Origin of the sequence: Streptomyces sp. NPDC056486 (assembly GCF_042795295.1) — a bacterium.
GTDB lineage: Bacteria > Actinomycetota > Actinomycetes > Streptomycetales > Streptomycetaceae > Streptomyces.
In genome coordinates this window covers 1-11,021 of the sequence record NZ_JBHTSF010000233.1, presented here as the reverse complement: position 1 = coordinate 11,021, position 11,021 = coordinate 1, and the positions used below count along the sequence as shown (strand labels likewise).

At 68.5% G+C, this 11,021-nt stretch carries 11 protein-coding genes; 6 read left to right on the top strand and 5 right to left on the bottom strand.

Annotated features, from left to right (window positions below):
• Nucleotides 1-90 precede the first annotated feature (90 nt).
• Nucleotides 91-528: a pyridoxamine 5'-phosphate oxidase family protein gene (locus ACFQ7F_RS43035; protein ID WP_383284171.1), complete on the bottom strand. Its 438-nt coding sequence runs from the start codon at nucleotides 526-528 to the stop codon at nucleotides 91-93.
• Between the two features lie 107 nt (nucleotides 529-635).
• Nucleotides 636-1,298: a response regulator gene (locus ACFQ7F_RS43030; RefSeq protein ID WP_383284176.1), complete on the bottom strand. Its 663-nt coding sequence runs from the start codon at nucleotides 1,296-1,298 to the stop codon at nucleotides 636-638.
• A 381-nt stretch (nucleotides 1,299-1,679) separates the two neighbouring features.
• On the opposite strand from ACFQ7F_RS43030, the gene pdhA reads away from it, so the two are divergent.
• The 3 genes from pdhA to ACFQ7F_RS43015 are packed head-to-tail and all read left to right on the top strand — an operon-like array spanning nucleotide 1,680 to nucleotide 5,370.
• Complete coding sequence (pdhA, locus tag ACFQ7F_RS43025; RefSeq protein WP_383284167.1) at nucleotides 1,680-2,870, top strand: pyruvate dehydrogenase (acetyl-transferring) E1 component subunit alpha; 1,191 nt, start codon at nucleotides 1,680-1,682, stop codon at nucleotides 2,868-2,870.
• Between the two features lie 2 nt (nucleotides 2,871-2,872).
• Nucleotides 2,873-3,853 carry an alpha-ketoacid dehydrogenase subunit beta gene (locus ACFQ7F_RS43020; RefSeq protein WP_383284163.1) on the top strand — a complete coding sequence of 327 codons (981 nt, stop codon included), beginning with the start codon at nucleotides 2,873-2,875 and terminating at the stop codon, nucleotides 3,851-3,853.
• A gap of 11 nt (nucleotides 3,854-3,864) precedes the next feature.
• A complete protein-coding gene (locus ACFQ7F_RS43015) occupies nucleotides 3,865-5,370 on the top strand; it encodes a dihydrolipoamide acetyltransferase family protein (RefSeq protein ID WP_383284158.1) in 1,506 nt (501 codons plus the stop codon).
• 107 nt (nucleotides 5,371-5,477) lie between these two features.
• Here ACFQ7F_RS43015 and ACFQ7F_RS43010 read toward each other — a convergent pair whose 3' ends face one another.
• Nucleotides 5,478-6,368, bottom strand: coding sequence for a D-alanyl-D-alanine carboxypeptidase family protein (locus ACFQ7F_RS43010; RefSeq protein WP_383284155.1), 891 nt, complete (start codon nucleotides 6,366-6,368; stop codon nucleotides 5,478-5,480).
• Between the two features lie 166 nt (nucleotides 6,369-6,534).
• Between ACFQ7F_RS43010 and ACFQ7F_RS43005 the strand changes: the two genes are divergently transcribed.
• Nucleotides 6,535-7,221 (top strand): GntR family transcriptional regulator, encoded by a 687-nt coding sequence (locus tag ACFQ7F_RS43005; RefSeq protein WP_383284152.1) that lies wholly within the window; start codon nucleotides 6,535-6,537, stop codon nucleotides 7,219-7,221.
• A gap of 94 nt (nucleotides 7,222-7,315) precedes the next feature.
• Nucleotides 7,316-8,617 carry a nitrate/nitrite transporter gene (locus ACFQ7F_RS43000; protein ID WP_383284148.1) on the top strand — a complete coding sequence of 434 codons (1,302 nt, stop codon included), beginning with the start codon at nucleotides 7,316-7,318 and terminating at the stop codon, nucleotides 8,615-8,617.
• Between the two features lie 22 nt (nucleotides 8,618-8,639).
• On the opposite strand, the gene ACFQ7F_RS42995 is transcribed toward ACFQ7F_RS43000, so the two are convergent.
• Entirely contained in the window at nucleotides 8,640-9,464 is an 825-nt protein-coding gene (locus tag ACFQ7F_RS42995; RefSeq protein ID WP_383284143.1) for a maleylpyruvate isomerase family mycothiol-dependent enzyme, read from the bottom strand.
• A 136-nt stretch (nucleotides 9,465-9,600) separates the two neighbouring features.
• On the opposite strand from ACFQ7F_RS42995, the gene ACFQ7F_RS42990 reads away from it, so the two are divergent.
• Entirely contained in the window at nucleotides 9,601-10,404 is an 804-nt protein-coding gene (locus ACFQ7F_RS42990; RefSeq protein WP_383284138.1) for a carbon-nitrogen family hydrolase, read from the top strand.
• A 14-nt stretch (nucleotides 10,405-10,418) separates the two neighbouring features.
• On the opposite strand, the gene ACFQ7F_RS42985 is transcribed toward ACFQ7F_RS42990, so the two are convergent.
• Nucleotides 10,419-10,916: an LURP-one-related/scramblase family protein gene (locus ACFQ7F_RS42985; RefSeq protein ID WP_383284134.1), complete on the bottom strand. Its 498-nt coding sequence runs from the start codon at nucleotides 10,914-10,916 to the stop codon at nucleotides 10,419-10,421.
• Between the last annotated feature and the right edge of the window lie 105 nt (nucleotides 10,917-11,021).

Here is an 11,021-nt window from a genome sequence, read left to right as displayed (position 1 = left end):
CGCGTGGAGCCCGAAAGGGCACCACGCGCGCGTGCGTCGTTCAGGGGGGCGTACACGGGTGCTACAGGGGCGTACGGAGGCCCAGCGGGGTCACCGTGTGCGCTGAAGCTGCCGATTCCGGCCGCCCTGCAGGGTGTGCACCGTGGCCAGCTGCGGCTCTATGCGCATATAGACCGGGTCGTAGAGCTCGCCGTCCACGTAGTGCGGCCCCGGGCCGAAGAGTTCCAGTTCGTCGTTGGTCGGCTCGATGACCTCGCAGAGGCCGACGAACTGCACGGTCCACTGCCCCGTGCGTGCGGTCTCGGCGCTGAGGTTGTCCGCCCCGTAGGCGACAACGCTGCCGATGCAGGCCTCGTGGTAGCCGTATCCCTTGTGCATCCGCAGCAGGATGCGCCCGTCCACGACCACGTGGCGGGCGGCGGCGAGGAAGGGCAGCGCGCGCATGCTGGTCGCGACCCGGCCGTAGTCGGTGCGGCCGAGCAGTTCGAAGGCGAGCCGCTCGTCCTGTTCCTGATCGTCGGTGGGCATGCGTCCACCCTCTGGCACCGGCGGGGTGCCGGGGAAGGGGATCTGGCCCCTAGGGGATGAGGACGTAAGTCCCGTTTCGCATCACGAAGCGTCTGTGGTGATCACGCTCAGTGATTCTGCTCCGCCTGGATGCGCGCCACGTACGCCGCCGCCTGCGAGCGCCGCTCCATGCCGAGTTTGGAGAGCAGGCTCGACACGTAATTCTTGATCGTTTTTTCGGCGAGGTGCAGCCGTTCGCCGATCACCCGGTTGGTCAGGCCCTCGCCGATCAGGTCGAGGATCTTCCGCTCCTGGTCCGTCAGGTTCGACATGCGGTCGTCGCCCTTGGGGGTGTTTCCGTCGCGAAGGCGCTCCAGGACCCGGGCCGTGGCGACGGGGTCGAGCAGGGACTTTCCGGCCGCCACATCACGTACGGCGGAGAGCAGTTCATTGCCGCGAATGGCCTTCAGGACATAGCCGGAAGCGCCCGCCATGATTGCGTCGAAGAGGGCTTCGTCGTCCGCGAACGAGGTGAGCATCAGGCATTTGATGTCCTCGTTTTGCGAACGGATCTCACGGCAGACCTCGACACCGCTGCCGTCCGGAAGCCGCACGTCGAGCACGGCCACGTCCGGTCGCGTCGCCGGGATCCGAACCAGGGCGTCGGCCGCTGTTCCCGCCTCGCCGACGACCTCGATATCGGACTCCACGGAGAGCAGCTCATGGACTCCTCGCCGCACCACTTCATGGTCATCGAGGAGAAATACCGTAATTTTTCCGTCTTCGCGCACGGAGTCAGTCTCACACACGATCTCTTCTTGTGCCCCAGCTGAACTCTTCCCGTGCGCGGGGTGGCCGGGATAACGTGCCGGTGTTCCGGCCCCCTGCCAGGCTGTGATCAGTGCTGTGACCAGGAACTGTTCCCGACTTTCTGCATTTACTCGGAAATCCAAGCAGTCAGATACTTGGAAATCCAAGCAAATTCGCAGGTCAGATGGGGTTTCACAGAATTGGGAAGCACTGGGTAACGTGCATTGTGCAGGGCGCTCGCCGGGGCACCTGTCACGCCTGTTCCCGGCCGAGACGCACCCACCCCGTGCGCGGGCACGGATCAGGCGAGCCGCACTGGCTTACCCGGTAATCCCGGGGGCCGGACCGACGGAGGAGCACACGTGACCGTGGAGAGCACCGCCGCGCGCACACCGCGCCGCAGCACAACCAGCGGCGGCAAGCGCGCAAGCGCCAAGAAGGCCGCGCCGAAGAAAAGCACGGAACCCCAGCTTGTCCAGCTGCTGACCCCTGAGGGCAAGCGGGTCAAGAACGCCGAGTACGACTCGTACGTCGCGGACATCACCGCCGACGAACTGCGCGCCCTGTACCGCGACATGGTCCTCACCCGCCGCTTCGACGCCGAGGCCACCTCCCTGCAGCGCCAGGGCGAGCTGGGTCTGTGGGCGTCGCTCCTCGGCCAGGAGGCCGCCCAGATCGGCTCGGGCCGGGCCACGCGCGAGGACGACTACGTCTTCCCGACCTACCGCGAGCACGGCGTCGCCTGGTGCCGCGGGGTCGACCCGACCAATCTGCTCGGGATGTTCCGCGGCGTGAACCACGGTGGCTGGGACCCGAACACCAACAACTTCCACCTGTACACGATCGTCATCGGCTCGCAGACGCTGCACGCGACCGGGTACGCGATGGGCGTGGCCAAGGACGGCGCGGACTCGGCCGTGATCGCGTACTTCGGGGACGGTGCGTCCAGCCAGGGCGACGTCGCCGAGTCGTTCACCTTCTCCGCGGTCTACAACGCCCCCGTCGTGTTCTTCTGCCAGAACAACCAGTGGGCGATCTCCGAGCCCACCGAGAAGCAGACCCGGGTGCCGCTCTACCAGCGCGCACAGGGCTACGGCTTCCCGGGCGTGCGGGTCGACGGCAACGACGTCCTCGCCGTGCTCGCCGTCACCAAGTGGGCCCTGGAGAGGGCGCGTACGGGCCAGGGCCCGGCGCTCATCGAGGCGTTCACCTACCGCATGGGCGCGCACACCACGTCCGACGACCCGACCAAGTACCGCAGCGACGACGAGCGCGTGGCCTGGGAGGCCAAGGACCCGATCCTGCGCCTGCGGACCCACCTCGAGGCCGAAGGTCACGCGGATGAGGGATTTTTCGCGGAACTCGAAGCGGAGAGCGAAGCGTTGGGGAAGCGAGTGCGAGAGGTGGTGCGGGCGATGCCGGATCCGGATCTGATGGCGATCTTCGAGAACGCGTATGCGGACGGGCATGCGCTGGTCGACGAGGAGCGCGCGCAGTTCCAGGCGTACCAGGCATCGTTCGCGGACGCTTCTGACGGCGGGGAGGGCAAGTAACCATGGGCGTACAGAAACTTCCTCTTGCCAAAGCGATCAACGAATCGCTGCGCAAGGCGCTCGACACCGACCCCAAGGTCCTCATCATGGGCGAGGACGTCGGCAAGCTCGGCGGTGTCTTCCGTGTGACGGACGGGCTGCAGAAGGACTTCGGCGAGGACCGTGTCATCGACACCCCGCTCGCCGAGTCCGGCATCGTCGGCACGGCCATCGGCCTGGCCCTGCGGGGCTACCGCCCGGTGGTGGAGATCCAGTTCGACGGCTTCGTCTTCCCGGCGTACGACCAGATCGTCACGCAGCTCGCGAAGATGCACGCCCGCGCGCTCGGCAAGATCAAGATGCCGGTTGTCATCCGCATTCCGTACGGCGGCGGCATCGGCGCGGTCGAGCACCACAGCGAGTCGCCCGAGGCGCTGTTCGCGCACGTGGCGGGCCTCAAGGTCGTCTCGCCGTCGAACTCGTCGGACGCCTACTGGATGATGCAGCAGGCCATCCAGAGCGACGACCCGGTGATCTTCTTCGAGCCGAAGCGGCGCTACTGGGACAAGAGCGAGGTCGACACCGAAGCCATCCCCGCGCCGCTGCACAAGGCCCGGGTCGCCCGCGAGGGCACGGACCTGACGCTCGTCGCGTACGGCCCCATGGTGAAGGTCTGTCTGGAGGCCGCAGCGGCCGCCGCCGAAGAGGGCAAGTCCCTTGAGGTAGTGGATCTGCGCTCCATGTCGCCGATGGACTTCGACGCGGTGCAGGCATCGGTCGAGAAGACGCGGCGGCTCGTCGTGGTCCACGAGGCCCCGGTCTTCCTGGGCACGGGCGCGGAGATCGCGGCGCGCATCACCGAGCGCTGCTTCTACCACCTCGAAGCTCCCGTGCTGCGGGTCGGCGGCTTCCACGCGCCGTATCCGCCGGCGCGGTTGGAAGAGGAGTACCTGCCGGGCCTCGACCGGGTGCTCGACACTGTCGACCGCTCGCTGGCGTTCTGAGGGAGAGGGTCGTGACGACGATGACAGACACTGCGCTGGCCGAGTTCAAGATGCCCGACGTGGGCGAGGGGCTCACCGAGGCAGAGATCCTCAAGTGGTTCGTGGCGCCGGGCGACACGGTCACCGACGGGCAGGTGGTGTGCGAGGTCGAGACGGCCAAGGCCGCCGTCGAGCTGCCCATTCCGTTCAACGGTGTCGTGAGCGAGCTGCGCTTCCCCGAGGGCACCACGGTCGATGTCGGCCAGGTGATCATCGCGGTGGACGTGTCCGGCGGTGGCGCGCCCGCCGCACCCGCCGCGCCCGCTCAGACGGCCGCCGCCCCGGTGGAGGATGCGGCCCCCGAACCCGCCCCCGAGGAGGAGGCCGCTCCCACGGGCCGTCAGCCCGTCCTTGTCGGCTATGGGGTCGCCGAGTCCTCGACGAAGCGCCGCGCGCGCAAGTCCGCGCAGGACCAGGCCGATGCCGCCGGTACGTACTACGCGGCGGCGGTCCAGGCCGAGCTGAACGGCTCCGGCACTGCTGCCGTCTCCGCGGCGCCCGCTGAATCCGCCGCCCCGTCCGCCCCGTCCGCCCCCGCGGGCGCCCGGCCGCTGGCCAAGCCGCCGGTGCGCAAGCTCGCCAAGGACCTGGGAGTCGACCTCACGGCCATCATCCCGTCCGGCGCCGACGGGATCATCACGCGCGAGGACGTGCACGCGGCAGTGGCTGCGGCCGCCGCCCCGGCCCCCGTCTCCACCCCGGCCCCCGCCCCCGTGTCCGCGCCGGAGCCGGTGGCCGCCGAAGCCACCGCTCCTGCCGCCGCCCCGGTGGCCGGCGCCCGCGAGACCCGCGTCCCCGTCAAGGGCGTACGCAAGGTCATCGCCCAGGCGATGGTCGGTTCGGCCTTCACGGCGCCGCACGTCACGGAGTTCGTGACGGTGGACGTGACGCGGACGATGAAGTTGGTCGATGAGCTCAAGCAGGACAAGGCGTTCGCGGGGCTGCGGGCGAACCCGCTCCTGCTCATCTCCAAGGCGCTGCTCGTGGCGATCCGGCGCAACCCGGACATCAACGCGGCCTGGGACGAGGCGAACCAGGAGATCGTCCAGAAGCACTACGTGAACCTGGGCATCGCCGCCGCGACACCGCGCGGCCTTGTCGTCCCGAACATCAAGGACGCGCACGCCAAGACGCTGCCGGAACTGGCCGCTTCGCTCGGCGAGTTGGTGTCCACGGCCAAGGAGGGCAAGACGACTCCGGCCGCGATGCAGGGCGGCACGGTCACCATCTCGAACGTCGGCGTCTTCGGCGTCGACACCGGCACGCCGATCCTGAACCCCGGCGAGTCCGCGATCCTCGCGGTCGGCACGATCAAGCTGCAGCCCTGGGTCCACAAGGGCAAGGTCAAGCCGCGTCAGGTGACGACGCTCGCGCTCTCTTTCGACCACCGCCTGGTCGACGGCGAGCTCGGCTCCAAGGTGCTCGCCGATGTGGCGGCGATCCTGGAGCAGCCCAAGCGGCTCATCACCTGGGCGTAGGTGACACACAGGACATACGAAGAGGGGGCTCGCCGCGTGCTGCGGCGGGCCCCCTCTCCGTGCCCCCGTCAGGGGGCGCCGTATCCCCGTCAGGGGCTACGGCCGGGCTACTTCTTGAAGCCGTAGTCCATCAGCTTCTTCGCGTCCTTCGTGCGGTTGTCCACGGAGGTCGAGGTGAGGACCGTACCGATGACCGTCTTGCCGCTGCGGGTCGCGGCGAAGACCAGGCAGTACTTGGCCTGCGGGCCGGAGCCCGTCTTCACGCCGATCGCGCCGCTGTAGCTGCTGAGCAGGTTGTTCGTGTTCGACCACGACATGTAGCGGTAGCCACCGCTCTTCGTGGTGACCTTCTGCTTCGTCGACTTCGTCTTCACGACCGTGCGGAACGTGGAGCTCTTCATCGCGCTGCTGGCGAGCTTCGTCAGGTCGCGGGGCGTGGAGTAGTTGCTCCCGCTGCCGATGCCGTCGAAGGAGTCGAAGTGGGTGTTCGTCAGGCCGAGGCTCCTGGCCTGGGTGTTCATCTTGCCGATGAACGACTTCACGCGGGCGGCGCGGGTGGAACCCTTGCCGAACTTGTCCGCGAGCGCGTACGCCGCGTCGCAGCCGGACGGCAGCATCAGGCCGTACAGGAGCTGGCGGACGGTGACCTTGTCACCGACGATCAGGCGGGCCGACGATGCGGTGTTCCTGACGATGTAGTCGCTGTAGGCCTTCTGGACCGTGACCTTGGAATTGAGGTTGAGGTTCGTCTGCGAGAGCACCACCTTCGCCGTCATGATCTTGGTGGTGGAGCCGGTGGACCGACGGGTGTCGGCGGACTTGGTGTAGAGGCTCTTGCCCGTGCCGTTGTTCATCACATAGCCGCCCTTGGCGGCGATCGACGGCTTCGGGAGCGCGGCCGCATGGGCCGGGGCCGTGAGGGCTCCGCCCGCGAGTACCGCACCTGTGGTGACGATTACAGCTGATGCGCGACGAATGCCCTTAATGCGGGTTTTCAAGTTCTGTGCTCCAAATTGCCCAAATGCCCCTGGTATGCGGCCACATGAGGGTGCCGCTCGATACTAAGACTCACGAGAGTGGCGAATGGATGCACGCCCATGAGGGTGATGTCCGGATCGTGGAATGGACGACCTCATGGGTACGTGTTGTATCTATGCTGTGCGCATGCCTGTCGCACCCGCCTCGTCCCCCACGCAAGCCCCCGTTCAAGGCCTCAAGCAGCCGCCCGCCGCCGAGCGCGTGTACGCGCACGTCAAGCAAGGCGTGCTCGACCGCCGGTACGAGGGCGGCACCCTGCTCACCGAGGGTGAGCTCGCCGAGGCCGTCGGGGTGTCCCGCACGCCGGTGCGCGAGGCACTCCTGAAGCTGGAGGTGGAGGGGCTTCTCCGGCTCTACCCGAAGAAGGGCGCCCTCGTCCTGCCGGTGTCCGTGCAGGAGATCGCCGACGTCGTTGAGACGCGGCTCCTGGTGGAGACGCACTCGGTGCGCAAGGCGGTGCCTGCGCCTCCGGCGTTGATCGAGCGGCTTGAGGAGCTGTTGCGGCAGCAGCGGGAGCAGGCTGCCTCCGGTGACCTTTCCGCTGCCGCCGTCACTGATCGCTGCTTCCACGCGGAGATCGTGCGGAGCGGGGGGAACGAGATTCTTGCCCGGCTGTACGACCAGCTCCGTGACCGGCAGCTGCGGATGGGGGTCGCGGTGATGCACTCCCATCCTGACCGGATCGCCAAGACTCTTGCTGAGCACGAGGAGATTCTCGGGGCCCTGCGGGCGGGGGATGCTGACGCGGCGGTGGGTGTCGTCACCCGGCATGTCGGGTGGTTCCAGAATCTTGCGCGGGGCGATGTCCGATGAGGTTGCTCTTTGACGGTTCACCGTCCGCCGGTGTCGGCTTTTTCGCCGCTTCGCGGCGTGTCTCCCTCCCGCCCACCCGTTACCGGAGGTCTCGATGAGTTCGGCCTCCGTCTCCCTCCCCGATGATCCGCCCGGCGGCAAGAAGGCCATGGTCGTCTGGGGCATCGGCGTCGCCGTCTACTTCGTCGCCGTCATCTTCCGGACCTCCCTCGGCGTCGCCGGACTCGACGCCGCCGACCGCTTCCACGTCAACGCGTCCGCGCTCTCGACCTTCTCGATCCTCCAGCTGCTCGTCTACGCGGGCATGCAGATACCCGTCGGCCTGATGGTCGACCGGCTCGGCACGAAGCGCGTGCTGACCATCGGCGTCGTGCTCTTCACGCTCGGGCAGCTCGGCTTCGCGTTCTCGCCCTCGTACGGCATGGCGCTCGCGTCCCGCGCGCTGCTCGGCTGCGGTGACGCGCTGACCTTCATCAGCGTGCTGCGGCTCGGCACCCGCTGGTTCCCGGCCCGGCGCGGCCCGATGGTCGCCCAGCTCGCCGGCCTGGTCGGCATGGCGGGCAACCTCGTCTCCACCCTCGTCATCGCCCGGCTCCTGCACTCCGTCGGCTGGACCGCGGCCTTCGCCGGCAGCGCGCTCTGCGGCGTCTTCGTTCTCGTACTGATGACGCTGTTCCTCAAGGACCACCCCGAGGGCCACGCCCCGGAGCCGGTGCGGCACACCGGCGGTGCCTTCGTGCGCAAGCAGATCGCCCTGAGCTGGCGCGAGCCCGGCACCCGGCTCGGCCTGTGGGTGCACTTCACCACGCAGTTCCCCGCGATGGTGTTCCTGCTCCTGTGGGGTCTGCCGTTCCTCGTCGAGGCGCAGGGGCTCACGCGCGCCACGGCCGGGACGCTGCTCACCCTCGTCGTGCTCTCCAACATGGTGGTGGGCCTGGTCTACGGCCAGATCGTCGCCCGGCACCACGCGGCACGCACGCCCATCGCGATCGGCACCGTCGCCGCGACGGCCACGATGTGGGCGGTCACGATCCACTACCCCGGCGACCACGCCCCCATGTGGCTGCTCATCACTCTCTGCACCGTGCTCGGCGCGTGCGGCCCCGCGTCCATGATCGGCTTCGACTTCGCGCGGCCCGCGAACCCGCCGGAGCGCCAGGGCACCGCGTCCGGCATCGTGAACATGGGCGGCTTCGTCGCCTCCATGACGACGCTGCTCGCCATCGGCGTTCTCCTGGACGCGACCGGCGACAACTACCGGATCGCCTTCTCCGCCGTCTTCGTCCTCGAAGCGGTGGGCCTCAGCCAGATCCTGCGGCTGCGGACGCGTGCGGTGCGCCGGGAGAAGGAGCGGCTTGTCGCCAGCCGCGTCGAGGCCGTGCACGTCCCCGTCTGAGGGGTCACCCAGAGAGGAACGGCTACGGCGTGACCGCGAACTCCCGCAGGATCGCGTCGCCGAGGCCGTGATCGCCCTCGATCTTGATTCGGTCGGTCACGGACGCGTACGTGATGCGGCCGCAGGCGAGGCGGAAGTACGTCTCCCAGTCCAGGCTCAGCGTGGCGAGCGGGCCGAGCGAGGGGGCGCTGTCGACCGTGGCGTGGCCGTCCGCGTCGACGCGGACCGTGCGCAGGAATTCGACGGGGCCGCTCACATCGAAGACGACCGCCGAATTCACCGGCGCCGATGCCTTCTTGGCGACCACCTTGGCGAGTCCCTGGAGGAGGAGGTCGCGCGCCACGTACGCGCCCTGGGAGTCCAGGTCGCCGGGCTTCTTCAGCGTCGTACGCAGATCCTGCTCGTGCACCCAGACGTCGAACGCGCGCATCCGCATGGCCAGTTCGAGGGTCTGCTCGGTGCCGAGCGGGCCGCGGATCTTGTGGGAGGGGTCGCGTGACTCGTTCCGCAGCTGACGCGTGCGGCGGATGATCGTGTACTCGAGCTCGGAGGTCATCTCGGGCGCGGTGTGGTGGCGCCGGACGTCGACCTGCATCTCCATGTAGCGCTGGCCCTCGGTCTGTACGTGGTACAGGTCGCGGGGCAGGGTGTGGATGGGGCGCGGGTCGCCCAGCATCTCGCAGTCCAGGCCTATGACGTGGGAGATGATGTCCCGCACCGACCAGCCGGGGCAGGGCGTGGCCCAGTTCCACTCTCCCTCGGCGAGCGGTGACACCAGCTCGGATATGGCTGATACGGATTGGGTCCAGGCGTCGGCGTAGGTTTGAAGGCTGGGATGGAGACTCACGGGACCCCTCGGCGGTCGTACGCGGGCGGTGGGTGTCTGAGACGCTAAGTTACGCTGCCCACAGGCACCCCGGCAGTGCTTTCGTGTGACGATCGTAGGCCTGCATTGACGGCTCGAATGCCAGGACGGTGGTAGTGTGCGCGCCTCCCTCATCCAGATCGCCGTAGACGAGGGCGAATCGGTCAATTCCCGCCGCTCGCGGGTCTCTTCACTGGTACGTGAAGTAGCCGAGCGTGAGCGGCCGGATCTCGTCGTTCTTCCCGAACTGTGGACCACGGGCGCCTTCGCCTACGAACTGTTCGCGAGCGAGGCCGAACCGCTGGAAGGCGCCACGTACGAGGCGATGGCCAAGGCCGCGAGCGACGCGGGTGTCTGGCTGCACGCGGGGTCCATTCCGGAGCGGGTCGCCTCGGGGGACCTCTACAACACCTCGCTCGTCTTCTCGCCCCAGGGCGAACTCGCCGCCTCGTACCGGAAGATCCACCGGTTCGGCTTCGACAAGGGCGAGGCCGTCCTGATGGGGGCGGGCAGCGACCTGGTGACGGTGCGCACGCCCGACGCGGCGATCGGACTCGCCACCTGTTACGACCTCCGCTTCCCCGAGCTCTTCCGCGGGCTCGTCGACGCGGGCGCCGAGATGTTCGTCGTCCCCGCGGGGTGGCCCGCGCGGCGGCGCGAGCACTGGACGCTGTTCGCCCGGGCCCGGGCGGTCGAGGACCAGGTGTACGTCCTGGCGTGCGGCACCGGCGGTACGCACGCGGGTGTGCCGCAGGCCGGGCACAGCATCGTCGTCGACCCGTGGGGCGAGGTGCTCGCCGAGGCGGGGGACGGCGAGGAGATCCTCACCGTCGAGCTCGACCCGGCGAAGGTCGCGGCGACGCGTGAGCAGTTCCCCGCGCTGAAGGACCGGTTGCTCGGGGTGGCCGCGCCTCAGCGCTGAGGCCGCGGGCCCGCTCAGTCGTCGTCGCCCCGTTCCTTCTCCGCCAGGCGGATCACGCAGACCGTGACGGCCAGGAGCAGGGACGCGTCGGCGTCGTCGCGGGTGATGTGGAGGCCGTACGTCTCGCGGACCGTGAACCAGCGGCGCGAGATGTCCGCGAGGAGTTCGCCGTCGTACTCGATGGCGAACTCGCGGTCCAGGATCTTGCCGCTCACGTCGAGCTCGGTGCCGTCGACCAGCTCCACGCGGTAGTGGTTGCGCAGGAGCGAGAGGCGTTTGCGCTTGACCGTGGCCAGCGGTTCGCCGTCCCGCTCGATCAGCATCGTGTCGCGCAGCGCCAGCATCTTGGCGCGGATGTCGATGAGGACGCGGCCCTGCATGTCCTTGAGCTCGAAGGTCTCGCGCAGGCGCATCGCCTTGCCGTCGACGAAAAAGACCTTCTGGCCCTGGTCGTCCTCGATCCAGTAGTCGTCACCGATGCCGAGCAGCCGGTCGCGTACGAGAAGTTTCATGCAGCCATGACTACCCCGTGGCGCGCCCGGCACAAGGGGTAGCGGAGGAGTTCACCGTGACGTGGCCGCATGTCGTCGGGCCCGGCCGCCACAGGGGTGGCTGCC